Here is a 23,004-nt window from a genome sequence, read left to right on the forward strand (position 1 = left end):
ATGCAATACACCGTCACGATTAACCAGGTGAAGGCGTTGGAGTGGGGGCTGAATTCTCAGCAAGCCCTGCTGTTCGCTTTCGTCTACGGCTGCCCGAGCTGGACCAAGCCAATCAAGACCGATGACGGGATCTTCTTCGCGCTGAGCAAGGCCAAGATCATCGAGGAGCTGCCGCTGCTCACTGATAAGCCGGACACTGCTTATCGCATGCTGAAGGCCCTGGAAGAGGCCGGCTTGATTGAGCTTTCCAGTACTTCGAACATCACGCTTTTCCGCCTCACGGAGAAGGCCGTCGAGTGGAACCAGAAGCTGGATGGGTCGGAAAAATATCCGACCCCACCAAAAAACAAGGGTCGGAAAAAAATCCGATCTACCTCGGATAAATCTCCGAGCAAGGTCGGAAAAAAATCCGAACAAGGGTCGGAAAAATCTCCGACAAATCAGGATACCAATCATCAGGGTACCAATCAGGACACCAGTCAGGACTTGCAGGACGCCACCGGCAAGCCGGCTCAGTCCCGCGGTCTGGTGCTGGTGGTTGATCGCACCGACACCCCACGGGTCGAGATCCCCGCCGACATGCCTGGCCCCAAAGACCAGACCTGCAAAACCTTCAAGGTCTGGGCGAACTACGCCATGGCTTACCGCAAGCGCTACAGCGCCTGGCCTGTGTGGAATGCCAAGGTCGGTGGCCAGCTCGGACAGTTGGTAGACCGTCTCGGCGCCGACGTTGCCCACCACGTCGCCGCTCACTTCCTGAAAACCAGCGATGCCGCCGTTCTGCGCAAATGCCACAGCCTCAACGAGCTGCTGGCCAACGCCGAGAGCTACCACACCCAGTGGGTCACCGGTCAGCGCATCAACGGAACAACCGCCCGCCAGATGGAAAGAACCGAGGCAAACCTCTCCGCAGCCGAGCAGGCCGCCCAGATGGTTCTGGCCAAGCGCCAAGCAGGTGACCGCAATGAATACCTCTGAAATGAACGACCAGCAGGTTGCCGGTCTGGCCGCCGCCATCTGTGCAACGGCCGAGGCCATGGGCCAGGAGATGAACCCCGGTACCGCCGCGATGATGGCCGAAGACCTCTGTGCCTACCCGGTGCCCGTCGTCAAAGCCGCATTGAAGGCGTGCCGCTTCGAAGTGAAGGGCAAGCTGGCTATGGCCGACATCCTGCAGCGTGTCCAAACATCTGACGGCCGTCCAGGGAAGGACGAGGCCTGGGCCATCGCCATGACCACCAACGACGAGTTTGAAACGGTGGTGCTGACCGATGAAATCCAACTGGCCCTGGCCGCTGCGAAACCCATCTTGGATGGCGGCGACAAAATCGGCGCGCGCATGGCATTCATCGACGCCTACCAGCGGTTCGTGAGCCAGGCCCGCGAGGATGCGAAACCGGTCAACTGGCACGTGTCCGTGGGCTTCGACTCCAACCGCCGCATCCAGGCAGTCACCAAGGCTTTGGAGCTGAAACGCATTCCCCAAGAGCACGGCCAGAAGTACTTGGCTGACCTGAGCATTGTTCCAGTTACCGAGGATGGCCGCGCCATTGCTGGTTTGCTCACCGGTGCCGTCACACAGCCTGCGCCAGTGCTGCGCCAGAAGCTGGAACTGGTCAAAAACTCGATGTTGGAGATGCGCAAGGCCAGCGCCGAACGAAAAACCGAAATGCGGATTGAAGCGGCCAATGAGTTGGCGGATCGCCGGGCGCTGCTGATCCGGCAGGCTCAGGAACTGGAAGCGGAGAGGGCAGCGCAATGACCGACAACACCGAACTGAAGCGGCTGGCCGAGGCCTGCGTCGCTGCCGGCGAATACCTGCCGGGCGAAGCATGGGAAGAGGACCGTAGCTATTGCCAAGCAGAAGTGGCGTTTCTTGAATTCGCACCCGTAGCAACGCCAGCCGCGGTCCTGGCCCTGATCACCGAGCGCGACCAGCTCAAAGCCGAGAACGAATTGGCCCGCATGCGCATCAAGGAACTGGATCTGCTGTTTGGCCGCTACATCCTCGCCATGCGTTCGGCTCTCATCGAGGAAGAGCATGGCAAGGGACCTGCCGCCGCGATGGAGTGGATCTACAACTCGCTGGCCGGACCGGGCGAGCTGCCTCCAGAAGGCGAGACCGACAGCCAGGCCTACTTCGATCGGGAGATTCTCGCCGTGGATGACGGAATGCAGGAGGTAATGGCGTTCCACGAAGGTCGACGCGCCGCCATGGGCAAGGGAGAGCAGTCATGAAAACCAACTACGGCAGGTTTAGCGACGACTACCGTGGTAACGGCTACATGGTCAGCTTCGGGTTCAAGCGGGGATGGCTGCTCTTCGGGTTCCGCCCACGCAACTGGCATTTCTATTTCACGAAACTCGCCTCCAAGCCCGCAGTCCGGGTTTATGCCGGTCCATTCGAAATTGAATTCTTTCGGGTGAAGCCATGACCAAGCCAGCCAAGCCACGCCCAATGCCTGTGTACCTGGTGCTGCACCGCCTGGTCGATCCAGCCACCGGTAAAGAGGTTGCCGCCTTCGTGCCTTCCTCCGACGCCGACCGGTCGATCCTGCGTGAACGTGAATTCAAGATGAACGCGAAGATCCGCGCCGATCTCAAGCAGCCGCGCAATCCGCGGTTCAACGGTTTGGTCCATGGACTGGGCCGAGTGCTGAGCCAGAACATCGACCGGTTCTCTGGCAAGCATTCCCACGACGCTATCAAGGCCCTGCAGCTGGAGTCGGGCGTGTACTGCGATGAGGAACTGTTCGACATCCCGGGCCTGGGCCAGCTCACCCGCAAGACACCCCGCAGCCTTTCCTACGACTCAATGGGGGAGGAGACATTCCAAGACTTCTGGCGCCAGTGCTGCGCGTACCTGGTGCTGCATGACTGGCCAACGCTCACGGAAGAGCGACTGACCGAAATGGCAGAATTTGAAGCATTCAAGGAGGCCGCATGAGCCATAACTTTAAGTCGGGCGACCTGGCGTTGACGCTGGTTTCGAAATACCAGATTCCGGCTATGGCCACTGTGTCGCTGGTCGTGTTCATTCCTGCCGGGGAGGGTGCGATCGAGCCGGATGGCTGTTTGTGGTTCGCTCCGCACGCAGGATGGGTCGTTGAACGTGATGATGAGGACGGCTACGGATTCTTCAGGGCAGCAGACCTGATGCCATTAAGGGGCGACTTTACCCCAGAGTTGCATAAAGCCAAGGAGGCTGTATGAAGCGCACCCCACTACAGCGCAAAACCCCGCTCGCGTCCGGCGGTCCACGCCGCCGGCGCTGCCCAGCGTGCCGAGTGATGTTCGTCCCCGTCCGCGCCTCCCAGGCCGTATGCGGGGAGATCGAGTGCGCCATTGCTCATGGGCAGTCGGAGAAAGGCCGGGCGATCGCCGGGAAGGCCTTGGCAGAAGTAGGGCGCCGCGAGATCAAGGTCCGCAAGGAGAAGCTGAAGAGCAGGGCGGATCACCTGCGCGAAGCCCAGGCGGTGGTGAATGAATACGTGCGTCTCCGTGACGCGCACCTGCCCTGCATCAGCTGCGACTCCACGCCGAACGATAACGACCTCATGACTGGCAGCCGGTGGGACGCCGGGCACTATCGATCCGTCGGCGCCTGCCCGGAGCTGCGCTTCGAGCCTCTGAACATCCACCGCCAGTGCGTGAAGTGCAACCGCAACCTGTCCGGTAACGCGGTCGAGTACCGCATCCGCCTGGTGCAACGGATCGGCGCCGAGAAAGTGGCCTGGCTGGAGGGACTGCACCCGGCCTGCAAGTACACCGTGGAAGAGATCAAGGCGATCAAAGCCAAATACCGCGCAATGACCAGAGAGATGAAAAAAGGGGAAGCCGCATGACCTATCGCAACGTTGTTTCAGCAGTAGTTCGCGCCCTTGCGGCCGAGACCATCAGTTCCGCCGGCGGCTGCGACTTCGAGCCCAAGGTGCAGTGCGCCAAGCAGAAGGGTGAGATCGTCGGCAAGGAGGCGGCGCTTCTCCAGGACTGCTGGGTGTTCGGTCGGCTGCACAAGGCGTTGACCCCGGCGCACTGGCGGGCACTTGTGGCGAAGTACTCGACGCACCAGGAGCGCAAGCACGGCGCCATTTTAGAATTGCTCAATTCGGTGAAGACGCCTGCGCCGAAACGCTTCCGGGAATGCGCTGTGTTGACTTGGGCCATTCCGCAGGTTGCCGGCGCCGAGGGCAAGCGCTCCGCCGCGGTGCTGCCGGCCGCCTGGTACGACATCACAAATTGGGATAACGACGGTAAGCCTGAATCTACCCGGTACCGGTGGCGCTCAGGGATCCGCAAGGCGCTGGATGACCAAGTGAACGAGGCTCTCACTGCCGCTCAGGAACTGCTCGACGCCGAGGGTTTAATTGAAAGTTGCGCGGCATAGCAAATAGCCGTTGCAATGAGTGAGAAAGTGAGAGATTATTTATCCATCCTGTCGATCTTGCGCGTTAGGGATTGACACTAGAAGCCTCGCTAACTTGCGGGGCTTTTTGCTTTCTGCCGTTCATCCAGTGTTTGGCACTCACTGCGACCTGCCGACTCCCATCTTTAAGCGCGGATATCCCGAGCGTAAAAACGGAGAGTCAGCATGGACATTGATAAGAGTGCGCCAGGCAACATTTCTCAACAGGAAGTGACGCGTGGTACGGATAACGAGACAGGTCACGATCCGAGGCGTGATGAGGATAAAGTCCATCTGCCAGCGGACGACGACGCACCTCTTGAGGAGGACATGTCGGATGTCGAGGCAGCGGATTCAGTAGCAAGCGAGCATCCTGACAACTGACCAAGATCAGTTCTTAAACCCGGCCATTGAGTCGGGTTTTTTATTGCTCATGGAAAGAGCGAATCAGCAAAAGGAGATTGCAGATGTTGAAAGAATTCAGATGCGGTAACTGCAAAAGACTTCTCGCCCGTACGGGTGGGTTTACAGAGCTCCAGATCAAATGCTCCCGATGCGGGACGTTGAATCATGTGAAGGCCACGAGCCTCGAGCAATCGCCTTTGAGCGACATGAAAGCGGAATCCTCCGCGACAAATCATTCGACTCAATAGGTGACAATATGACTGCGCGAGTACTGGGTAAAAAATTTCAAAACATTAGCATCAATGGCGCCTTGATTGATGTGGCCACTCTAATTGCTCCGGAAAATAACCCGAATGGTACTGTTCTCCGGTCCCTTTTCGTGAGCTCTGGTGGCATCGTGATGGGAGCCACGAAGCCGACCGTGAAGTCTGATCCAGGTTACGTCCGAGTTCCGAAGGAAATTTATACGGTCCAGGAGATTTTGGTGCCAGCAGGGAATGGGGTATTCATGTACACAACTGTGGACTACAGCATCAAAGTAGAAATGTCTTGGGACGTGCTTAACGCCGACGGCACTGTCGCTTAACGCGGATTGAGGTACGTAGCTTCGCATCAAGGCGGGCTTTCAAGTTATACCGCGCGGCCCCGGCCGCGCTTCCATTCAATGCCTCGCCATCGTGCGGGGCTTTTTCGTTTTCGGCTCCACCACACCCATCGCTATGGCTGGGAGTGCTGCTGGGGCTGACCTATTTTAAACATGCCCCACGGAGTCGAGCGCATGGAGTATCTACAGCGCCTGCTCGACAAGATCGACAGGTTCGAATTGTTGATTGCGGGCCTCGTTGGGGCTGTGATCGCCAGCTGGTGGCACAAGGACGACTTGAACGACTGGCGTGCCTGGATGATCTTCCTCATCACCGGTATGGCCTGTTCGATCTACCTGACGAGCATGGTCAGCACCTACCTGGGCGTGACTGAGCCGAAGATCGTCGCCGGTATCGGCTTCCTGCTGGGTGCCTTCGGCGGTTCGCTCCTGGCGGCCATCAATCGAGCCATCAAATCCGCTGACCTCTGGGCACTCATTCGCCAGCGGTTCGGGGGAGGCAATCCACCATGAATCTTGAACTGATCAACTCCATCGCCTGCGGCCTTATCGCGCTGTGGGCGGCCTGGTGCGTACTGAGCGGGAAGGTGAGGGACGGCATCCTCGGGAAGCTGATCTACTCGGCTATCGCCATCAGCGGATTCGTCGTTATGGCGCGCAGCCAGAACATCTTCTTTGGCCCGAGCAGTGCCGGCCTCACTTTGCATGTATCCCTGGCCCTGGCCGGTGCGCGCCACATCTTCATGGTCACGTACTGGCAGCCGGTTAAAGCCTGGCTTTGTCGGACGCTGAACTGCGAGCACTGCTTGCACTGTGACAAAGCGCCTGGTGGTGCCGAGCGGCGCAAGCAGTAATCCGCGCCACGTTTTCGAATGCGCCAAATCGTGGCGCGAGGTATTGCAGATGAGCAACGTCACCCGACTGCACCACGCGCTACCGATGAGCCCGGACATTAGCGCTGCTGTAAATGGGCTCGACAAGGCCATTGCCGATGCCGTGGATGCCGCAAAGGCTGCCGGGCTGCCCCAGGGACTGATCGTTGGACTGCTCCACGGCCACGCCCATGCTCAAACCCACATCATGGTGAGTTGAATAGCCGTTAAGGAGCTGGGGTGAGATCAGGCTGTTAACGTTTTATCCCCATGCAAGCATCCAGTGAGTCTTTGCTCCGTTCCAGCGCCGCCAGCGTCTCTTTGCGCTGCTCTGCTCGAGCCGAGAATACATCCAGTGCCGATATAGCGAGTTTACTCTCCAGTCGTGAAATTTCTTGCCTGTAGGGTTCGCAGCGTTTATCAGATGCCGTGAGTGCCTTGTAGGTTTCAGCCTCTGCCTTAGAGTTCAAAGCGTCCCGATTGACGGAGGCGAGTTGTTTTTCGAACTCTTCGAGACGAACCTCTTTCGTGGCGAGATCGATTTGGCTTTGGCGCAATGAATCGTTGAGCTGCTTGTTTTCGAGGTGAGCTGACTCAAGGTCCTTTCTCACCTCAGCCAAGGTGTCAGTCAGGTGTTTGACGTCGCTTCTAAGTTGACTTCGTTCATCTACAACATTGATCGCAAAAATTAACAGTGCTGTGAGGCTTGCAAACCACGTCCCGTCCTTTAGCAAGCTAAGAAGTTTGAATCTTGGGGGCTTAGGTTCTTGATGGCTCAGGTCTTTCATTTCATTAAGCTCTAGGTTGTTCGTTACGCACGAGAACCTAACATCTCAAAGACGTTATGGGGGAGTCGTGAAAAGGCCGATGCCTGTTGCTTCGTTGCTCGATCCCTTAGATCTGTCTTCTCACAATATTCGCCTGACCCCAGCCCCAGAAGTGTGGGAGTGGCTCCAAGCCGAGGTGCTTGCTGACACCGGAAGCATTCACAACGAAGACCATGCCCATCTACTGGATGCAGGCATCCGGGTCATGTGGGCGTCGTCGAGCTTCGAGAAACAAGGTAGGACAGTCGTTGGCCAGGCCGAGCAAGTAGCGTTCCGCGCCGGTGGTTGGCAGAAAGCCCGGATGGAGCAACAGATGCGTGATTGGTTCGGTGATGTGCCGGCCTTCATCATCACTCTGGCTGCTGACTACTGCGCCCAGTGCAGCGACCTTGAGTTCTGCGCCCTGATCGAACACGAGCTGTATCACCTGGCTCATGCGACCGACAAGTACGGTCAACCAGCATTCACCCAAGACGGCGCACCGAAGATCAAGCTGCAGGGCCACGACGTTGAAGAGTTCGTCGGTGTCGTCCGCCGTTATGGTGCAAGCCCTGACGTTCAAGCGTTGGTGGATGCTGCAAACAGTCCTGCTGAGGTGGGGAAATTGAACATTGCGAGGGCCTGCGGAACCTGTCTGCTGAGATCGGCCTGATTCTTGACAGGCTCTAGACGGATGAGAACTTATGGCAGCCCTGAAAAATGAGGTGAAGAGCTTCATCGTTCAGGCGCTGGCGTGCTTTGACACACCGTCCCAGGTGGTGGAAGCCGTCAAGAACGAATACGGGGTTGTAGTGAGCCGCCAGCAGGTGGAGACGCACGACCCAACCAAGGCTGCGGGGAAGGGGTTAGCAGTTAAGTGGGCGACCTTGTTTCAGGACACGCGAAAGCGATTCCGTGAAGAGACAGCTGACATCCCGATCGCCAACCGTGCCTTCCGGCTCCGCGTCATGAACCGTTTTGTGGAGAAGGCCGAGACGATGAAGAACATCGGATTGGCCATGCAGATTCTCGAGCAGGCTGCGAAGGAAACCGGCGACATCTACGTCAACCGGGCCAGGAAGGAAGAGGCGGGCGACGAGCCAGTGATCCCGACCCGTATCCAGGTCGACGTGGTGGATGCGAGGAAGCCGAATGCCGAGCCTTAACGTTCCGCAGGCTCAGTTCCTCACGCTGCCCCACAAATTCCGTGCGTTCGTTGCCGGGTTCGGCTCAGGCAAGACCTGGGTGGGATGCTCGGCACTGAGCAAGCACTTCATGGAGTGGCCCGGCATTAACGCTGGCTACTTCGCACCGACTTACCCGCAAATCCGGGACATCTTCTATCCGACCATGGATGAGGTGGCCTACGACTGGGGGCTGAAGACCAAGATCAACCAGGCGAACCACGAGGTTCACATCTACAGCGGCCGGCAGTACCGCGGCACTGTGATCTGCCGGTCGATGGAGAAGCCGCAGACGATTGTTGGTTTCAAGATCGGCCAAGCCCTGGTGGATGAGCTGGACGTGCTGACTGCCGTCAAGGCTCAGCAGGCCTGGCGCAAGATCATCGCCCGGATGCGTTACAACCTGCCAGGGCTGAAGAACGGGGTGGATGTCACCACGACACCGGAAGGCTTCAAGTTCGTCTTCCTGCAGTTCGTGAAACAGCTGCGTGATAAGCCGTCACTGAAAGAGATGTACGGCCTGGTGCAGGCCAGCACGTTCGACAACGAGCTGAACCTGCCGGATGACTACATCGCCTCCCTAATGGAGTCGTATCCACCGCAGCTGATCATGGCGTACCTCAAGGGCCAGTTCGTCAACCTGACGTCCGGCACGATCTACACGGCCTACGACCGCAAGCTCAACGGATGCTTCGACACCGTGCAGCCCGGCGAGCCGCTGTTTATTGGGATGGACTTCAACGTCGGCAAGATGGCGGCGATCACCCACGTCAAACGTGACCAGGGGCTGCCCAGGGCAGTAGATGAGCTGATCGATGGCTACGACACGCCCGACATGATCCGCCGCATCAAAGAGCGGTACTGGCAGCATGACGGCAACGACTTCAAGAAGACGTGCGAGATCAGGATCTACCCGGATGCCTCGGGCGATTCACGCAAATCCGTGAACGCCAGCATCACCGACTTGGCCATGCTCAAGCAGGCCGGGTTCGCGGTCATCGCTCCAGCGGCAAACCCGCCGGTGAAGGACCGAATCAACGCAATGAACGCCGTCTTCTGCAATGCGCAGGGCGAGCGCCGCTACCTGGTTAACCCGTTCACCTGCCCAACCTACGCCGATGGCCTGGAGCAGCAGGTGTGGGGCGCAAACGGGGAGCCGGATAAAACCGCAGGCATCGATCACGCGAACGACGCCAGCGGATACTTCATCCACCGCGAGTACCCGATCATCAAACCGGTCACCGCTATCAAAATGGGATACGCCCGATGAGCAACGACGTCTCCTTCAAGCGGGCGGAATACACAGCAGCGCTTGACCGTTGGGCGACCGTTCGTGACGTCTGCGCCGGCCAGCACCGGGTTGTCGATCGGTTGCCGTACATCAACGCGCACGACAAGTCTCCGGAGAACGAAGATCGGAATCGGGCTTACCGCGAGCGAGCGGTGTTTAAGAACGCTACCGGGCACACCCGCAACGGGCTGCTGGGCCTGGCCTTCCATAAAGACCCGACACTTACGGTGCCGAAGAAGCTGGAATACCTGCAGGACAATGCAAACGGCTCTGGTGTCAGCATTTATCAGCACTCCCAGGGCACGCTGGAGAAGGTGCTTGAGGCTGGTCGACACGGTCTGTACGTCGACTATCACCAAGACGACGGCATTGGCGGTCACTCGGTGATCCTTTCCTATTGCGCAGAAGACATCATCAATTGGCGCACTGGTATGGTGAACGGACACAGCGTGCTGACGCTGGTGGTGCTGCGCGAGTCGCCTGAGATACCGGACGGGTTTGGCTATAAGACAGCTGAGCAGTACCGCGAACTGGCGTTGGAGGATGACGGCTTTGTCTGTCGGGTCTGGCGCCGGTCCGGTCCGAAAGGTGGCGGGCCACTAGCAGTCATTGACGAATTCAAGCCGGAAGGCGTTACGGGGCGCCTCAAGGAGATCCCGTTTACATTCGTCGGTGCTCAGAACAACGACCCAAGTATCGACGAATCACCGCTCTATGACATCGCCATGATCAACCTGGGCCATTACCGGAACAGCGCCGACTACGAAGACAGCGTCTTCTGGTGTGGCCAGGCCCAGCCGTGGATCTCGGGTTTGGACGAGCAGTGGCGCGACTGGATGGAGAAGCACGGTGTCTATGTCGGCTCCAGGGCGCCAATGATGCTGCCGGCCGGCGGCCAGTTCGGTTACGCACAGCCGGCGCCTAACACGCTGGTCAAGGAGGCGATGGCCGATAAGAACCAGATGATGATTGAGCTCGGCGCACGGATGGTGGTGGCGTCACTTGCCACCAAGACCGCTACCGAGTCGCGCGGCGATCAGTCGGCATCCACATCGGTGCTCGCTGGCTGTGTGGCAAACGTCAGCGAGGCATACACGCGAGCGATCATGTGGTGCTGCGCTTACATGGGGATTGCCGAAAAGAAGGTCGCCTACCAGGTGAATCAGGAATTCGTCGAGCTGACGGCGGATCCGCAGATGATCACAGCCTTGGTTGGCTTGTGGCAGAACGGCGGCTTCGCGAAGGCGGATCTTCGGGCGTACCTACGCAAGCTTGGGTTGATTGCGCCAGAGCGAACAGACCTGCAAATCGACGGCGAGCTGGAAGAGCAGGGCGACGGCCTGGACCTGGACGACGAGGACAAACCAAATGGCGGTAAATCCGGCAGTACTTGATGCCACGATCCGGCACGCGGTCTTCCTCGAAAAGCTCAAGGCTGGGGAGGTCGGCAAGTTTGCTCCTTTCCTTAAGGAGATTGACCGGTCTATAAGGGGTCGGCTGACCCAGTCGGACCTGACCGAGTACAACGTCAAGCGTCTGGAGGCGCTGCTGAAGGAGGTAGATAGCCTGCTGCTGGGCATCTTCGACCGCTACAGCGCGCAACTGAACCTGGACCTGGTGGACATCGCCAACTACGAGGCCGAATTTGAGGCGACCAGCCTTGCCAGGTCGGCACCGGTTGGCGTGTCGCTGGATGTGGTCGCGCCGACGGCTGCTGCAATCCGTACAGCAGTACTGACCAATCCGCTCAGCGTGCGCGGCACCGGTGGCGGGAAGCTGCTGAAGGCATTCATCAAGGGCTGGACCGGCGCCGAGCGAGAGCGCGTCACCGGTACCATCCGACAAGGCTTCTTTGAAGGGCAGACGAACTTCCAGATCATCCGCAACATTCGCGGCACCAACGCAGCAGGGTACAAAGACGGCATCCTGGCCACCACCAACCGCAATGCCAGCACGGTCGTACACACCGCGATTCAGCATGTGTCGTCCCAGGCACGGATGGAGGTGGCCAAGGCCAACACGGACATCGTTTCCGAGGTCGAGATGGTCGCCACCCTGGATAGAAAGACCAGCCAGCAGTGTCGATCGATGGATAAGCGCCGGTTCCCAGTTGATTCAGGGCCAAGGCCGCCGTTTCATCCGAATTGCCGCACAACATTCGTACTGTTGACCAAGCTCAGCGATATGTTCGCCAAGGGCGCTACCCGCGCTTCGGTGGGTGCCAATGGCGGTCAGCAGGTAAGTGCTGACCTCGATTACTACCACTGGCTCCAGCAGCAGCCGGCGGCGTTCCAGGACGTGGCAATCGGTCCTGTTCGCGCCAAACTGTTTCGCGATGGCGGATTGACCATCAAGCGCTTCTCAGAACTGCAGCTTGACCGCAACTTTGCACCGCTGACCCTGGTGCAGATGAAGAGCTTGGAGCCGCTAGCCTTCGAGCGGGCGTCAATCTTATAAGCGATTCATCCTTGGCACTTTGCCTTCTCGTCACGATACTTTTCCATGAGGCTAAAGAATCGGTTTGGCCATTCGGTCATTGCGTTTTGGCTTTGCAGTGCGACCAGATCAACATCTGTTTTGCTTTCTACATTCAGCATAGCTTGGACTGCAATTGTCACCTTTAGCGCAGAGTGCCCCATTTCCGGAGGTGCATATGCAATTAGCTCAAATCCCGAACGGATGACTTTTTCTGCGTCAGCTCTCGACTCGTCAAAGGACAGCTTCTTGTTAGATCCTCTACTGATGAGATCAGCAATGTTGCCTAGGAATGCTTCGGTTTTTTCTCGAATTTTCATTTCTTGATTGTCGATTCGTTGAATACAGTTTTGAGCAATAGCCTGCTTGGTGGATTCTTGGCTTGAATACCAAGTAAGCACTGCTCCAGCAGATGCGACTAAACCCGTTATGATTGCTGCATAAATAACTTCAGAGGTTTTGCTTTTCTCACCTGTACTGCCGCTTGTATTAAGTCGAAATATCCGTCTCATATCATTTCCTGTGTTGTAAAGAGATCTGCGCTCGGGCAGTTCATACAGCCTAACGATCAGTTTGAAAATTCCCACCGCTTCGGCGGTTTTTTTGTGCCTGCAAAGCGGGCGTCCAACCCAAGGGGTGCATCAACGTGGCAGAAGAAAACGAAATCGACCTGGAAAACCCGGCAATCAAGGCCGCTATCGCGACTGCCGTTGAAGCATCCGTTTCGGGTTTGAAAACCAAGAACTCGGAATTGCTCGGTAAGCTGAAGGAAACGTCCGGCAAGCTGACCCAGTTCGAAACCCAGTTTGACGGCATCGACATCGACGCTGTCAAAGGCCTGCTCAGTCGTGCGGGCCAGGACGAAGAAACCAAGCTGCTGACCGAGGGCAAGGTCGACGAGGTCTTCAACCGTCGCACCGAGCGCCTGCGCGGTGACTACGACAAGCAGTTGAAAGCCATCAGCGAGCGCGCCGAGAAGGCTGAGTCGTTCGCTGCCAAGTTCCAGGGCAAAGTCCTGGGGGATTCGGTACGCGGTGCAGCATTGAAGGCCGGCGCTCTGCCGGAAGCAACGGACGACATCATCCTGCGCGCCAAAGGCGTGTTCACCCTTAACGAAGATGGCGATGCGGTCGCCGTTGATGAATCTGGCCAGGTCATCCTCGGTAAAGACGGCAAGACCCCTCTGACTCCGCTCGAATGGGCGGAATCTCTGCGCGAAAGCGCACCCCACCTGTGGCCAAGGGCTTCAGGGACATTTGCCCCGGGCGGGGGTGGCGGCAAGGCTGCATTCAAGCGCTCCGAAATGACCTCCGAGCAGAAGCGCGATTTCCAGCGCAAGCACGGCCAAACCGCATACCTCGCATTGCCCAAGTAAGGGGAAATACTCATGGCTACGACTGTCAACAGCGACCTGATCATCTATAACGATGAGGCGCAAACTGCATACCTGGAGCGTGTCCAGGACAACCTGGATGTGTTCAACGCATCGTCCAACGGCGCGATGGTGCTCGACAACGAGCTGATCGAAGGTGACTTCCGCAAGCGTGCCCTCTACAAGCTGAACGGTTCGCTGGAACACCGCGACGTCAACTCTGAAGGCAAGGTGACTGCCAAGAAGATCAGCGCCGGCGAAGCTGTCGGCGTCAAGGCTCCGTGGAAGTACGGTCCGTACCAGACCACCGAAGAGGCATTCAAGCGCCGCGGTCGTCCGGTCGAGGAGTTCTCCCAGATCGTCGGCGCCGACGTCGCTGATGCGACCTTGGAAGGCTTCATCCAGTACGCAACTGCTGGCCTTCGTGCCGCCATCGGCTCCAACGCTGACATGGTGGTTTCGGCCAACATCGAAACCGACGGCAAGAAGACGCTGACCCGCGGCATGCGCAAGTTCGGCGACAAATTCGGCCGGATCGCTCTGTGGGTCATGCACTCCAGCGCCTACTTCGACATCGTCGACGAAGCTATCACCAACAAGATCTACGAAGAGGCGGGTGTCGTGATCTACGGCGGCTTGCCGGGCACGCTGGGCAAGCCTGTACTGGTGACCGACACCGCGCCGGCGGACGTGATTTTCGGCCTGCTGCCAAACGCCGTGACCATTACCGAATCGCAGGCCCCAGGCTTCCGTTCCTACGAAGTGAACGACGAAGAGAACCTGAGCATTGGCTACCGCGCTGAAGGCACCGTCAACATTGATGTGCTGGGTTACAGCTGGAAAGCCACCACTGGCGGCTCCAACCCGACCCTGGCTGCCGTCGGCTCCGCTGCCAACTGGGTCAAGCATGCAGGCAGCAACAAAGTCACCGCTGGCGTGATGATCCAGCTGACTGCAACGCCTTCAACAACTGGCGGCTAAGCCAAAAACTCAACGCGCGGTCAGCGATGGCCGCCTTGGAGAAACACATGGAATTGACTTACAGCAACCAGCTCAACGGCTTCGACCCGGAGAAGCGCTACCGCAATCCGGAGCACTTCGATAAGCCTGAAGCCGGTGTTACCAGCGTGCTGGTGATTGGCGATTGGCCAAACGTGGTCGGCGCATACGAAGCGGCCGGTATTGACGTGTCGGTGAGAGAGGCTAAGCGGGTGCAGATGGTTGGCGCCACCAACCAGGCCGAACTCGAAAAAGTCATTGCGGCTTTGCGTGCTGAGCATGGATCGATCGAGATCCTGATTGGTGGCCTGGAAGCTGGCGAGATGCAACGTCCCGAGTCGGGCGAACTGGCGTCGCGCTTGTTTGATCAGCTCGGAACCATCCATACCTCGGTTGGCACCCTGACCACTGAACGCGACGGCCTGCTCTCTACCGTTAAGGCGCTGCGTGAAGAGTTGGAGGTGCTGAAGACGGCGACCATCGCACCGCCGGCTGACGAGGCCAGTGAAATCGTGGCGTTGAAAGCTAAGCTGGACGAAGCGAAAGTGCCGTACCGGGCCAATGCCTCGAAAGAATCCCTGGAAAGGCTCGTCGCTGAGCTGGCCAAGGAGTGATACTGCTGGCTGCCGGTGACCTGGCGGCCAATCTACAAACCATTCCAGCGAGTTGACGCATGACACTCATCATCGAGGACGGCACCGGCAAGCCTGACGCCGAAAGCTACGCGAGCGCCGAGGACCTGGCCATGTATGCCGTGAAGTTCGGCACGGTCATCCCCGTAGGAGTTCCCGAGCAAGAAGCGTTGCTGCGCCGGGCTGCCTTGGCGATGGATGGCATGACCTGGAAGGGGCGTAAGAGCAACAGCGAGCAGGCCTTGTCCTGGCCGCGCCGGGAAGTGCTGTTGGACCACGAGATCAAGCCGAACAACTACCTGCCGGCGCGCATCCAGTACGGGCAGATGGCCCTGGCTGCCGAGATCCATCAGGACGATATTGACCCGGTGGAGATGCGCAAAGGTGCCGTCTTGCTGGATCGTGTTGAGGGGGCGGTGACGCGGCAGTATGCGGCGATCCCGTCGACCAGCAACCGGCTGTTGCCGGCTGCTCCCGACCGACCGAGCGCAACGCAGTTTGCCGACTACCTACAAAAGCGCGGGCTGTTCGCAGTTCGCGCATAGCTGTAATGGAGACCATCATGGCCTTTTACGACGAAATGGCCGTGATGGCTCTGGAGATGATCACAGAGTTCGGCCAGCCCGTGACCATCAGCAAGACGGAGCCGGGCGAGTACGACCCAGAGACTGGCGGCGAGTCGCAAGGCGCGACCGTCGAGCAAACCGCCCAAGGCATCCTGCTCGACTTCACCGGCCAAGAATTGCAGAACAACAGCCTCATCAAGCAGGGCGACAAGAAGCTCAAGATTGCAGCGCAGGGATTGTCCTGGGTGCCTGATCTGCTCGACAAAGTGGTCGCTCAGGGGCGCACCTGGTCAATCGTGCCCCCGCTGAAAGAGGTCAACCCGGCCGGCACTCCGATCCTGTATGAGCTGCAGGTGCGGTCGTGACCAACAAGTACGCGAGCATGAACGGAAGTTTTGCCGAGAACATTCGCGATTTCGCCGAGCGAGCGAAGGGCGGTATCGACGCAACCATCCGAGAGATCGTTATCGAGATCGGCAGCAGCGTGATCCGCATGTCGCCCGTGGGCAATCCAGAGATCTGGGCGGCGAACGTTGCACACCGCCAGGCGAACACCCGGGCAGCCGACGACTACGACTTCAAGGTCGCCGTGCGCAATACCGTCATCAACCTCAACGAATCAAACTTCACCAAAGCCGGGAAACTGCGGCGCGGGGTGAAGTACGCCAAGCCCCTGACCAAGACTGAGCGCGACCAGAACTTCAACGTGAACGGCCTGGTGGCCGGCAAGGATTACGTGGGCGGGCGGTTTCGCGGGAACTGGCAGTTTTCCATCGGCGTGCCGGCAGAAGGCACCCTTGACCAGGTCGACCCGGCGGGCGGCGTAACGCTGGCCAAGCTGAAGTTGCAGGTGGAATCACTCACTGCCGGCCAAACTGCCTACATCGTCAACAACCTACCCTATGGCGTTCCATTGGAATATGGGCACTCCAAGCAAGCGCCCGGGGGGATGATCCGAATCACTCTGGCCCGCTTCCAGCAGATCGTCGACGAAGCCACAAGGAACAACCAGGTATGAGCCACGCCATTATCGCGTCGATCTACGAGGCCAAGTTGCTTGCCTGGAGCAAGGCGCGGGCAGAGCCCATCAAGGTCGTGTTTGAGAATATCCAGTATGACCCTGCGGACGGCGAGACCTACATTCGAGCATTCGCGCTACCAGGCGATACCGCCAGTAGTACTCTTGCTGGCGACCATCGGGCGTTCATCGGCGTGTACCAGGTCAGCATTGTGGCCCCGGCCGGCACCGGCAAGGCCAAGACAAACCCACTTGTGGTCGAGTTGACTGGTCTGTTCCGGCTGTATGCCCGAGACACGAAGAGCGGCGTCACAGTGGTCACCATGTCGCCGGTAGAGCAGGGGCCAGGGATCACAGACGCAGCGACATACATGGTTTCGGTCTCTTTCGAGTATCGAGCAGATACCGGCTCATAGCTGGTTTGTTAGTACCCACTGAGCCTCAATCCGCGATATTGCCTATGCGGCTATAATCGGTTCCTTTTTCCCAAGGACCGGCAGATGACAAGTTTGGAAGACCTGATAGACAGCCGAGACCCCGCGCTACCCCTCATTGAAAAAATGTTGGGAGAAGCCACCTTGAGTTATCAGTTGCTCCCTCCGTCCACTGATAGAGCTCGTGTTCTTTCCGGCCTGCAGATTACAACTAGATCTCCGCTGGGGGCGATAGCCTACGAGACTGGTGGTCTGCTCATTGATCACGGCTGGTTACGCTTGATCGGCTCCGGCCATCCGCAATTGCCCCGAAATCTTGTTGATTGGAACAAGGGCCGTGCCGATGGTTATTTACTGGTCGCCGACGATGCTGCTGGAGGGTTCTTTTCCATCAACGGCGGCGGTCTGGGCGATGATGTAGGAGCGATGTATTACTGGGCACCCGATACATTGCGGTGGGAGCAGTTGGATATTGGTTATACCGACTTTTTTGGTTGGGCCTTAAGTGATCGGCTCGCTACTTTTTACGACGGCCTGCGCTGGGATGGCTGGCGTCATGACCTGCGGGGATTGAGAGCAGATCAGTGCTTTTCATTCTTTCCGTTTCTCTGGACTAAGGAAGGCTCAATCAACGAAAGCAGCCGCACGCTGATCGATGTCGGTGAGCAGTTCGAGATAAACGTCGAGTTAGCTTCCAAACTCGACAAACCAGATTGATGGATAAACTGAGACACCTGCGCCCTTCACTCAATGAGTGCTACTCCTACATAGAACATTCAGCTTCCGGGATGTTGCCTTACGAAGAATAGCTAGTCAGCTGTATCGGCATCCACCGCTCCTACGGTTTACCAATGAACCCGCCTCTGTGCGGGTTTTGTCATTTCTGAAAAGAGGAAACACCTATGCAAATGCCCAACGGCGCCACTCTTGAGATCGCGTCCATCTACGGCACGGCGATCCCATTCACCGCTCTGACCAACGCCAATCCAGCCGTCGCGACTGCTGCGGCGCACGGCCTGGCCGAGGGCGACATCATTGCCGTAAATTCTGGCTGGACCCGCCTGGATGGTCGCGGCGTTCGAGTCGGGGAGATCGCCAGCGGCACGTTCGCGCTGGAGAGCGTCAATACGACCAGTATTCAACAGTATCCCGCGGGCTCGGGGATTGGTTCCGTTCGTGAGGTGACGGCCTTCACCGAGATCTCGCAGATTACTGAGATGAATTCCAGTGGTGGTGATCAGCAGTTCCTAACCTTCGGCTTCCTGGCTGACGATGATGATCGCCAGATGCCGACCACAAAGAACCCGATCACGCTGACCTTCACCGTCGCCGACGATCCGTCCAAGCCGTATGTGGCCGTCTGTGAGGCGGCGGACGATGATAAGCAGGCTCGCTTGCTTCGCCTGAACCTGCCGGGCGGTAGCAGCATTATCTACAACGGCTACGTGTCCATCACATCGACCCCGACCATGTCCCGCAACAACCTGATGACCCGTGTTATCAGCCTGGCGCTGACCGGTCGCCCAACCCGTTACGCGGCTGCGGTGTAATCCATGGCCAAGTTCAAGTTGATCCAGAAACCGACCTTCAAGGCGCCGGTGATGATCCAGCGCGCCGGCTATAACGCCGAAAAGGTGGAGTTCGAGTTTAAGTACTTGGACCGTACTGCTCTCGCCGAGCTGTACACCGGCTGGAACGAGCGGCACGACGAACTGGGCAAGCAGGTCGGCGACATGGACCTCAAAGCTTTCACCGCCGCCCAGATCGCACTGCAAGCCGATCAACTGCTGGATGTGGTTGTAGGCTGGGACATCGAAGAGGAGTTCACGCCTGAAAATGTGCGCATCCTCGTCAACTCGATCAACTCGGCGCCTAAGGCCGTGCTGAACGCTTACGCCGAAGCATTCAGTGAGGCCCGCCTGGGAAACTCCTAAGCGCCTCCCGCGCGCTGTATGAGCCAGGGCCGTCAGATGCAGATCTGTTGGCCTTCGGCTTGTCTCGCCAGGACATTCCCGACAAGGAAGTGGGCATCTGGCCCGACAACTGGGACGCCTTCAGAGTCTTCGAGGCCATGAGCACCCAGTGGCGCACAGGTGCGTGCGGCGCAACAGGCATGGACTACAGCGTTCTCTCCGGGGTTATTCGGATGTGTGGCGTACCGATCAGCCAGCGACAAACCATTTTCAGCGACTTCCGCCGTATGGAGGCTGAAGCCCTGCAGGTGATGGCGGAACAGAGAGAAAACAAATGAGCACCAACTTCGCTTCCCTGGGTATTGCGGTCGAGTCGTCACAGGCCGCAAAGGCTGCTGATGATCTGGATAAGCTAGTCGATTCCGCTGAGGGCGCCCAGAAGGCCATTGATGACCTGGGCAAAACGGGCGAAGGCCTGGCCAACACCGGTAAAAAGGTTTCCCAGGCCGAAGCGGATGTTGCGCAAAGCATCGATAAATCAACGGCAGCGAGGGACCGTCAAGCCGGGGCAAGTCGCAAAGCCACTGACAGCGCAGTAGCAGAAATCTCCGTCATCAGTCAGCTCGACAAGGCCATGACGGGCAATATCTCGAGCATGGAATCGCTGGTTCAAGCCGAGGGTTTGCTGGAGCGCGCCCGCAAGGGCGGCTTGGTCACCATCGAAGAGCAGGCGAAATACCAGGATCAGCTGGGAAAGGCCTACGACAAGATTGAAAAGGCAGAAGCCAAAGAGCTGGCGCAGAAGCAGAAGCTGATCGAAGCGGAAAATCGTCAGGTTGAGGCGCTGAAGCGTACCGTCAACGGGATTGACCCGGTGACCGCCAAGTTGGCGAAGCTTGAGGCTCAGGAGAAGGCGCTCAACAACCTGCATAAAGCTGGTCAGATCGATGCTGAGCGCTACAACGAGGCTCTGGCTAAGATCGGGAAGGACCGGTCGGGGCTGACTGAAGCCGCTAGCGCTTTCGACAAGCTGAAGCTCGGCACCCGCCAAGCTCAAGAAAACGTCATGCAGTTGGCTAACGCCATCCAGGCAGGCGATCTGGGGAGTGGGGCGCGTGCGATCGCTCAGCTCGGGGCTGGCGCCGGCGAATCGGCGAAAAGCCTGGCAGGGATGCTGATTCCGGCCGGCCTGCTGGTCGCTGTACTCGGCTCGCTTGGCTATGCGTACTTCGATGCAATGAAGCAGGCGCGCGAGTTCAATGCCGCTATTAATGGCGGTACGAATGGTGCCGGGCAGACCATCGCCAGCCTGAAGGACATGGCCGACGGCGCTGGGCGTGTCACCGGGAACCTGTCTGGTGCGCGAGAGGCCGTTGTTTCGCTCGCGTCTGGCGCGGCCACCAGCGGCACACAGATGCGCAATCTGGCTGAAGCTGCAGCCGCAGTCAGTGAAGTTACCGGTCAGGGGGCGGGTGAACTCGCCAAGTCCTTTGCCACCGCTGGCGATACAGCAACTGAAGCTGCCAGCAAGATCAGCAGGCAGTACGGATTGATCACCCTCGAGCAGTACCAGGTGATCAAGGGGCTGGATGACCAGGGCGACAGCCAGCGTGCCCTGGATGTGCTCAGCGAAGATTTGAATCAGGCCGCCTTGACGCGCCTGAAGACTTACCGCGAGTCGTTATCCGACGTAGAGCGCGACTGGGACAGGATCAAGAACGCCATCAAAGGGGCGTACGCAGAAGTCCGGTCGGAGATATTCCCTGACCTGGCCAAGCAGATCGAGATCACCCAGCGCGTTCTGGATACCCGCAAGGGCGGCGGAATTGCGGGCGCTATCTCTAACGGTCTCAGTTCCTTGAACTCGGCTCTTGGTCTGGGCACCGGTGAGCATGACGACTCAACTGAGGCGCTTGAGAAAAAACTTGCCGACCTGAAGGCCAGACAAACTGCCAGCTCTAACCTGGCAATTGTCACCGGTGAGAACGCCGACGCAAACCAGAAGGCAATCGAGGCTCAGAAAGCGCTGGATGCGCAACTCGACAACGTCAACCCTCTGAACAAGCGCAAAGTGGGACTGGAGAAGCTGAACAATCAGTTCAAAGCGCTTTACGAGAATGCAGAAAAGGCAGGGCAGAAGTCGCCACTGCTTGACGGTGTGAGCTACGACGGCAAAAAGTTTTCCGGTGGTGCGTACGACATTCTTTTGAAAGGCCTTGAGGATAAAAACAAGGATCCGAAAACCGCCGGCACCCAAGTTGATCTGACCAGCTTCAACAACGCCAAAAACGACTTGGCGGCGATCACCGACACCTACAAGAACTACCAGAAGGAATTGGAAGCAGCGCAGAAGGCCGGCCTGCTGTCCGAGGAAGACTATCTGCTCAGGCGCCAGGCGCTGATCGGCAATCAGCTCGACCAGACGACGGCAGCCTACGAGGCAGAGATTGCAGCGCTTGAGGCAGCCAAGGGCAAGAAGTCCACGTCGGCTGCGCAAAGCATCCAGCTGGACCAGAAGATCGCCGACGCGCGCGCAGGAATGGTTAAAGCGCAGAAGGATGCCGACAGCCAGCTTGAAGTGCTCGCCACCAACGAAACCGGGCGCCTGGCAAAGCAGGAGCGAGCGATCAGCACTTACGTGCAGGCGCTGGGGCAGCAACAGAGGGCCTTGGAGCTTGCAGGTCAGCGTGCAGTGCTCGGCGTGGGGCAGGGCGATCGCCGGAACGCGCTCAGCGGCGAACTGAACAGCCAGCAGGACCGGTTTGCTCAGCAGTCGCTGGAGCTTGCCAGCCAGAAATCCGACCCGTCGCGGAACATGTCGGAGGAAGAGTTTAAGCGCAAATCGCAGGCTCTCGCAGACGCGAACAAGGCCGCGACGGACCAGATCCGGCAGAACTATGCGGATGTGGAGAATGCCCAGGGCGATTGGACGAAGGGCGCAACGGCAGCCTGGGATAACTACCTGGATTCGGCGCGCAACATCGCCGGCCAGACCAAAAGCCTGTTCGGCAACGCCTTCAGTTCCATGGAGGATTCCATCGTCAACTTTGCCATGACCGGTAAGGCGTCGTTCTCGGACTTCGCCAAATCGATCCTGGCGGACATGGCGCGCATTGCGACACGACAGGCAAGTTCGGCACTGCTGGGCAGTCTGGTTGGCGCGGCGGCGAGTTACTTCGGTGGCAGCGCGGCCGGCGGCGGCAATGGCATGGCCGCCGGGTCTGCCGGTGCCACGTCGTCAAACCTCGGGGCGTCATCGGCCGGCTACTCCAGCACCTACTTTCCCCAGGCTTTGGGCGGCGCGTGGTCGAGCGGTGTGCAGATGTTCGCCGACGGCGGCGCCTTCACGAACTCCATCGTCAGCAAGCCCACGGCGTTTGGCATGGCCAACGGCAAGACCGGCGTCATGGGTGAAGCTGGTGAGGAAGCAATCATGCCGCTGACCCGGACGTCGAGCGGCAAGCTTGGGGTTATGGCCATGGGCGGCGGCGGGGCTGGCGGAACGCAGATCAATGTCGAGGTGCATATCGATGGCGACGGCAACGCTACCTCCTCGGCTGATGCACCTGGCTATGACCTCTTCGGCAAGGAACTGGCGACGTTCGTAGAACAGAAGTATCAGGAGCTGCGGAGCAGGGACATGCGCCAGGGCGGCGTCATCAACAACGCAATCAAGGGGCGATGATGGCTATCGAACGATTCACCTGGGCGACGGAGAAGGGCGCTGAGGGCGATATTGCCCAGCGCGTCCGCTCCAAGAAGTTCGGCGACGGGTACGAGCAGTCAGTCGAGGATGGGATCAACAACCGGTCGCAATCCTGGCCGGTGACCTTTACCGGCCTGAAGCCGCGCATTAAGGAAATCATGGACTTCCTCGACCGGCACAAAGGGGCGAAGGGCTTCCTCTGGGAACCGCCCCTGGGTGAGCTTGGCCTCTACAAGTGCAACGGCTACAAGCCAGTCCATCGCGGCGGCCAGGTCTACGCCATCACTGCGACTTTCCAGCAAACCTTTCATCCCTGAGATAA

At 58.6% G+C, this 23,004-nt stretch carries 34 protein-coding genes; 32 read left to right on the forward strand and 2 right to left on the reverse strand.

The window, feature by feature from the left end; translation table 11 throughout:
- The 14 genes from J1G35_RS10630 (at position 1) to J1G35_RS10695 (ending at position 6,506) form a co-directional block, all read left to right on the forward strand.
- Complete coding sequence (locus J1G35_RS10630) at positions 1–978, forward strand: phage replication protein (RefSeq protein ID WP_223014908.1); 978 nt, start codon at positions 1–3, stop codon at positions 976–978.
- Positions 965–1,762 carry a hypothetical protein gene (locus J1G35_RS10635; RefSeq protein WP_223014909.1) on the forward strand — a complete coding sequence of 266 codons (798 nt, stop codon included), beginning with the start codon at positions 965–967 and terminating at the stop codon, positions 1,760–1,762. Before J1G35_RS10630 ends, J1G35_RS10635 begins: the two co-directional genes overlap by 14 nt.
- Positions 1,759–2,238, forward strand: a complete 480-nt coding sequence (locus tag J1G35_RS10640; protein WP_223014910.1) for a hypothetical protein — start codon at positions 1,759–1,761, stop codon at positions 2,236–2,238. The genes J1G35_RS10635 and J1G35_RS10640 overlap by 4 nt, the downstream gene beginning before the upstream one ends.
- The gene (locus J1G35_RS10645) at positions 2,235–2,435 is read left to right on the forward strand and encodes a hypothetical protein (protein ID WP_223014911.1); all 201 of its coding nucleotides are present in this window, start codon (positions 2,235–2,237) and stop codon (positions 2,433–2,435) included. Before J1G35_RS10640 ends, J1G35_RS10645 begins: the two co-directional genes overlap by 4 nt.
- Entirely contained in the window at positions 2,432–2,947 is a 516-nt protein-coding gene (locus tag J1G35_RS10650) for a hypothetical protein (protein ID WP_223014912.1), read from the forward strand. Before J1G35_RS10645 ends, J1G35_RS10650 begins: the two co-directional genes overlap by 4 nt.
- A complete protein-coding gene (locus J1G35_RS10655; RefSeq protein ID WP_223014913.1) occupies positions 2,944–3,213 on the forward strand; it encodes a hypothetical protein in 270 nt (89 codons plus the stop codon). Before J1G35_RS10650 ends, J1G35_RS10655 begins: the two co-directional genes overlap by 4 nt.
- Entirely contained in the window at positions 3,210–3,845 is a 636-nt protein-coding gene (locus J1G35_RS10660; RefSeq protein WP_223014914.1) for a recombination protein NinG, read from the forward strand. The genes J1G35_RS10655 and J1G35_RS10660 overlap by 4 nt, the downstream gene beginning before the upstream one ends.
- Positions 3,842–4,387: a hypothetical protein gene (locus J1G35_RS10665; RefSeq protein ID WP_223014915.1), complete on the forward strand. Its 546-nt coding sequence runs from the start codon at positions 3,842–3,844 to the stop codon at positions 4,385–4,387. Before J1G35_RS10660 ends, J1G35_RS10665 begins: the two co-directional genes overlap by 4 nt.
- Positions 4,388–4,591: 204 nt before the next feature.
- Complete coding sequence (locus J1G35_RS10670; RefSeq protein ID WP_223014916.1) at positions 4,592–4,789, forward strand: hypothetical protein; 198 nt, start codon at positions 4,592–4,594, stop codon at positions 4,787–4,789.
- 83 nt (positions 4,790–4,872) lie between these two features.
- A complete protein-coding gene (locus J1G35_RS10675) occupies positions 4,873–5,058 on the forward strand; it encodes a Com family DNA-binding transcriptional regulator (RefSeq protein WP_081044268.1) in 186 nt (61 codons plus the stop codon).
- An 8-nt stretch (positions 5,059–5,066) separates the two neighbouring features.
- Positions 5,067–5,396 carry a 3-methyladenine DNA glycosylase gene (locus J1G35_RS10680; protein WP_223014917.1) on the forward strand — a complete coding sequence of 110 codons (330 nt, stop codon included), beginning with the start codon at positions 5,067–5,069 and terminating at the stop codon, positions 5,394–5,396.
- A 192-nt stretch (positions 5,397–5,588) separates the two neighbouring features.
- On the forward strand, positions 5,589–5,927 hold the full coding sequence (locus J1G35_RS10685; RefSeq protein WP_003218335.1) for a hypothetical protein: 339 nt from the start codon (positions 5,589–5,591) through the stop codon (positions 5,925–5,927).
- Positions 5,924–6,268 carry a hypothetical protein gene (locus tag J1G35_RS10690; protein WP_223014918.1) on the forward strand — a complete coding sequence of 115 codons (345 nt, stop codon included), beginning with the start codon at positions 5,924–5,926 and terminating at the stop codon, positions 6,266–6,268. Before J1G35_RS10685 ends, J1G35_RS10690 begins: the two co-directional genes overlap by 4 nt.
- 49 nt (positions 6,269–6,317) lie before the next feature.
- Entirely contained in the window at positions 6,318–6,506 is a 189-nt protein-coding gene (locus tag J1G35_RS10695) for a hypothetical protein (RefSeq protein WP_223014919.1), read from the forward strand.
- 34 nt (positions 6,507–6,540) lie between these two features.
- On the opposite strand, the gene J1G35_RS10700 is transcribed toward J1G35_RS10695, so the two are convergent.
- Positions 6,541–7,074, reverse strand: a complete 534-nt coding sequence (locus tag J1G35_RS10700) for a hypothetical protein (RefSeq protein WP_223014920.1) — start codon at positions 7,072–7,074, stop codon at positions 6,541–6,543.
- A gap of 67 nt (positions 7,075–7,141) precedes the next feature.
- On the opposite strand from J1G35_RS10700, the gene J1G35_RS10705 reads away from it, so the two are divergent.
- From J1G35_RS10705 to J1G35_RS10725, 5 genes are read left to right on the forward strand one after another with little or no spacing between them, the layout of a single operon-like run.
- The gene (locus tag J1G35_RS10705; RefSeq protein WP_223014921.1) at positions 7,142–7,765 is read left to right on the forward strand and encodes a putative metallopeptidase; all 624 of its coding nucleotides are present in this window, start codon (positions 7,142–7,144) and stop codon (positions 7,763–7,765) included.
- A gap of 31 nt (positions 7,766–7,796) precedes the next feature.
- Positions 7,797–8,258 carry a DUF2280 domain-containing protein gene (locus J1G35_RS10710; protein WP_223014922.1) on the forward strand — a complete coding sequence of 154 codons (462 nt, stop codon included), beginning with the start codon at positions 7,797–7,799 and terminating at the stop codon, positions 8,256–8,258.
- Positions 8,245–9,546, forward strand: coding sequence for a terminase family protein (locus tag J1G35_RS10715; RefSeq protein ID WP_223014923.1), 1,302 nt, complete (start codon positions 8,245–8,247; stop codon positions 9,544–9,546). Before J1G35_RS10710 ends, J1G35_RS10715 begins: the two co-directional genes overlap by 14 nt.
- Positions 9,543–10,961, forward strand: a complete 1,419-nt coding sequence (locus J1G35_RS10720; protein WP_223014924.1) for a DUF4055 domain-containing protein — start codon at positions 9,543–9,545, stop codon at positions 10,959–10,961. Before J1G35_RS10715 ends, J1G35_RS10720 begins: the two co-directional genes overlap by 4 nt.
- Positions 10,936–12,024, forward strand: a complete 1,089-nt coding sequence (locus tag J1G35_RS10725) for a minor capsid protein (protein WP_223014925.1) — start codon at positions 10,936–10,938, stop codon at positions 12,022–12,024. The genes J1G35_RS10720 and J1G35_RS10725 overlap by 26 nt, the downstream gene beginning before the upstream one ends.
- 5 nt (positions 12,025–12,029) lie before the next feature.
- Here the strand turns inward: J1G35_RS10725 and J1G35_RS10730 are convergent, their stop codons facing one another.
- A complete protein-coding gene (locus tag J1G35_RS10730; RefSeq protein WP_223014926.1) occupies positions 12,030–12,554 on the reverse strand; it encodes a hypothetical protein in 525 nt (174 codons plus the stop codon).
- Between the two features lie 134 nt (positions 12,555–12,688).
- Between J1G35_RS10730 and J1G35_RS10735 the strand changes: the two genes are divergently transcribed.
- From J1G35_RS10735 to J1G35_RS10795, 13 genes are all read left to right on the forward strand, one after another.
- Positions 12,689–13,417, forward strand: a complete 729-nt coding sequence (locus J1G35_RS10735; protein ID WP_223014927.1) for a hypothetical protein — start codon at positions 12,689–12,691, stop codon at positions 13,415–13,417.
- Between the two features lie 12 nt (positions 13,418–13,429).
- Positions 13,430–14,395, forward strand: a complete 966-nt coding sequence (locus J1G35_RS10740; protein WP_223014928.1) for a major capsid protein — start codon at positions 13,430–13,432, stop codon at positions 14,393–14,395.
- Between the two features lie 47 nt (positions 14,396–14,442).
- Positions 14,443–15,027 carry a hypothetical protein gene (locus J1G35_RS10745; RefSeq protein ID WP_223014929.1) on the forward strand — a complete coding sequence of 195 codons (585 nt, stop codon included), beginning with the start codon at positions 14,443–14,445 and terminating at the stop codon, positions 15,025–15,027.
- 59 nt (positions 15,028–15,086) lie between these two features.
- A complete protein-coding gene (locus tag J1G35_RS10750) occupies positions 15,087–15,590 on the forward strand; it encodes a DnaT-like ssDNA-binding protein (RefSeq protein WP_223014930.1) in 504 nt (167 codons plus the stop codon).
- A 17-nt stretch (positions 15,591–15,607) separates the two neighbouring features.
- The gene (locus J1G35_RS10755) at positions 15,608–15,976 is read left to right on the forward strand and encodes a hypothetical protein (RefSeq protein ID WP_223014931.1); all 369 of its coding nucleotides are present in this window, start codon (positions 15,608–15,610) and stop codon (positions 15,974–15,976) included.
- A 17-nt stretch (positions 15,977–15,993) separates the two neighbouring features.
- Positions 15,994–16,629, forward strand: a complete 636-nt coding sequence (locus J1G35_RS10760) for a hypothetical protein (RefSeq protein WP_223014973.1) — start codon at positions 15,994–15,996, stop codon at positions 16,627–16,629.
- Positions 16,626–17,045, forward strand: a complete 420-nt coding sequence (locus J1G35_RS10765) for a phage tail terminator-like protein (protein WP_223014932.1) — start codon at positions 16,626–16,628, stop codon at positions 17,043–17,045. Before J1G35_RS10760 ends, J1G35_RS10765 begins: the two co-directional genes overlap by 4 nt.
- A gap of 84 nt (positions 17,046–17,129) precedes the next feature.
- Positions 17,130–17,780, forward strand: coding sequence for a DUF2625 domain-containing protein (locus J1G35_RS10770; protein WP_223014933.1), 651 nt, complete (start codon positions 17,130–17,132; stop codon positions 17,778–17,780).
- A 185-nt stretch (positions 17,781–17,965) separates the two neighbouring features.
- Positions 17,966–18,613, forward strand: coding sequence for a phage tail protein (locus J1G35_RS10775; protein WP_068931884.1), 648 nt, complete (start codon positions 17,966–17,968; stop codon positions 18,611–18,613).
- 3 nt (positions 18,614–18,616) lie between these two features.
- Positions 18,617–18,997: a phage tail assembly chaperone gene (locus tag J1G35_RS10780; protein WP_032877397.1), complete on the forward strand. Its 381-nt coding sequence runs from the start codon at positions 18,617–18,619 to the stop codon at positions 18,995–18,997.
- Positions 18,998–19,044: 47 nt separating this feature from the next.
- Positions 19,045–19,314: a DUF1799 domain-containing protein gene (locus J1G35_RS10785; RefSeq protein ID WP_021491132.1), complete on the forward strand. Its 270-nt coding sequence runs from the start codon at positions 19,045–19,047 to the stop codon at positions 19,312–19,314.
- Positions 19,311–22,661 carry a phage tail tape measure protein gene (locus J1G35_RS10790; RefSeq protein ID WP_223014934.1) on the forward strand — a complete coding sequence of 1,117 codons (3,351 nt, stop codon included), beginning with the start codon at positions 19,311–19,313 and terminating at the stop codon, positions 22,659–22,661. Before J1G35_RS10785 ends, J1G35_RS10790 begins: the two co-directional genes overlap by 4 nt.
- Positions 22,661–22,999, forward strand: a complete 339-nt coding sequence (locus J1G35_RS10795; RefSeq protein ID WP_223014935.1) for a phage tail protein — start codon at positions 22,661–22,663, stop codon at positions 22,997–22,999. Before J1G35_RS10790 ends, J1G35_RS10795 begins: the two co-directional genes overlap by 1 nt.
- Positions 23,000–23,004: the final 5 nt, after the last annotated feature.

Source organism: Pseudomonas sp. SH10-3B (genome assembly GCF_019891415.1).
In the GTDB taxonomy this organism is placed as follows: Bacteria; Pseudomonadota; Gammaproteobacteria; order Pseudomonadales; family Pseudomonadaceae; genus Aquipseudomonas.

Coding starts and splice junctions, on each gene's coding strand:
- J1G35_RS10630 (WP_223014908.1), top strand. CDS start 1: ATGCAATACACCGTCACGATTAACCAGGTGAAGGCGTTGGAGTGGGGG.
- J1G35_RS10635 (WP_223014909.1), top strand. CDS start 965: ATGAATACCTCTGAAATGAACGACCAGCAGGTTGCCGGTCTGGCCGCC.
- J1G35_RS10640 (WP_223014910.1), top strand. CDS start 1,759: ATGACCGACAACACCGAACTGAAGCGGCTGGCCGAGGCCTGCGTCGCT.
- J1G35_RS10645 (WP_223014911.1), top strand. CDS start 2,235: ATGAAAACCAACTACGGCAGGTTTAGCGACGACTACCGTGGTAACGGC.
- J1G35_RS10650 (WP_223014912.1), top strand. CDS start 2,432: ATGACCAAGCCAGCCAAGCCACGCCCAATGCCTGTGTACCTGGTGCTG.
- J1G35_RS10655 (WP_223014913.1), top strand. CDS start 2,944: ATGAGCCATAACTTTAAGTCGGGCGACCTGGCGTTGACGCTGGTTTCG.
- J1G35_RS10660 (WP_223014914.1), top strand. CDS start 3,210: ATGAAGCGCACCCCACTACAGCGCAAAACCCCGCTCGCGTCCGGCGGT.
- J1G35_RS10665 (WP_223014915.1), top strand. CDS start 3,842: ATGACCTATCGCAACGTTGTTTCAGCAGTAGTTCGCGCCCTTGCGGCC.
- J1G35_RS10670 (WP_223014916.1), top strand. CDS start 4,592: ATGGACATTGATAAGAGTGCGCCAGGCAACATTTCTCAACAGGAAGTG.
- J1G35_RS10675 (WP_081044268.1), top strand. CDS start 4,873: ATGTTGAAAGAATTCAGATGCGGTAACTGCAAAAGACTTCTCGCCCGT.
- J1G35_RS10680 (WP_223014917.1), top strand. CDS start 5,067: ATGACTGCGCGAGTACTGGGTAAAAAATTTCAAAACATTAGCATCAAT.
- J1G35_RS10685 (WP_003218335.1), top strand. CDS start 5,589: ATGGAGTATCTACAGCGCCTGCTCGACAAGATCGACAGGTTCGAATTG.
- J1G35_RS10690 (WP_223014918.1), top strand. CDS start 5,924: ATGAATCTTGAACTGATCAACTCCATCGCCTGCGGCCTTATCGCGCTG.
- J1G35_RS10695 (WP_223014919.1), top strand. CDS start 6,318: ATGAGCAACGTCACCCGACTGCACCACGCGCTACCGATGAGCCCGGAC.
- J1G35_RS10700 (WP_223014920.1), bottom strand. CDS start 7,074: ATGAAAGACCTGAGCCATCAAGAACCTAAGCCCCCAAGATTCAAACTT.
- J1G35_RS10710 (WP_223014922.1), top strand. CDS start 7,797: ATGGCAGCCCTGAAAAATGAGGTGAAGAGCTTCATCGTTCAGGCGCTG.
- J1G35_RS10715 (WP_223014923.1), top strand. CDS start 8,245: ATGCCGAGCCTTAACGTTCCGCAGGCTCAGTTCCTCACGCTGCCCCAC.
- J1G35_RS10720 (WP_223014924.1), top strand. CDS start 9,543: ATGAGCAACGACGTCTCCTTCAAGCGGGCGGAATACACAGCAGCGCTT.
- J1G35_RS10725 (WP_223014925.1), top strand. CDS start 10,936: ATGGCGGTAAATCCGGCAGTACTTGATGCCACGATCCGGCACGCGGTC.
- J1G35_RS10730 (WP_223014926.1), bottom strand. CDS start 12,554: ATGAGACGGATATTTCGACTTAATACAAGCGGCAGTACAGGTGAGAAA.
- J1G35_RS10740 (WP_223014928.1), top strand. CDS start 13,430: ATGGCTACGACTGTCAACAGCGACCTGATCATCTATAACGATGAGGCG.
- J1G35_RS10745 (WP_223014929.1), top strand. CDS start 14,443: ATGGAATTGACTTACAGCAACCAGCTCAACGGCTTCGACCCGGAGAAG.
- J1G35_RS10750 (WP_223014930.1), top strand. CDS start 15,087: ATGACACTCATCATCGAGGACGGCACCGGCAAGCCTGACGCCGAAAGC.
- J1G35_RS10755 (WP_223014931.1), top strand. CDS start 15,608: ATGGCCTTTTACGACGAAATGGCCGTGATGGCTCTGGAGATGATCACA.
- J1G35_RS10760 (WP_223014973.1), top strand. CDS start 15,994: ATGAACGGAAGTTTTGCCGAGAACATTCGCGATTTCGCCGAGCGAGCG.
- J1G35_RS10765 (WP_223014932.1), top strand. CDS start 16,626: ATGAGCCACGCCATTATCGCGTCGATCTACGAGGCCAAGTTGCTTGCC.
- J1G35_RS10770 (WP_223014933.1), top strand. CDS start 17,130: ATGACAAGTTTGGAAGACCTGATAGACAGCCGAGACCCCGCGCTACCC.
- J1G35_RS10775 (WP_068931884.1), top strand. CDS start 17,966: ATGCAAATGCCCAACGGCGCCACTCTTGAGATCGCGTCCATCTACGGC.
- J1G35_RS10780 (WP_032877397.1), top strand. CDS start 18,617: ATGGCCAAGTTCAAGTTGATCCAGAAACCGACCTTCAAGGCGCCGGTG.
- J1G35_RS10790 (WP_223014934.1), top strand. CDS start 19,311: ATGAGCACCAACTTCGCTTCCCTGGGTATTGCGGTCGAGTCGTCACAG.
- J1G35_RS10795 (WP_223014935.1), top strand. CDS start 22,661: ATGGCTATCGAACGATTCACCTGGGCGACGGAGAAGGGCGCTGAGGGC.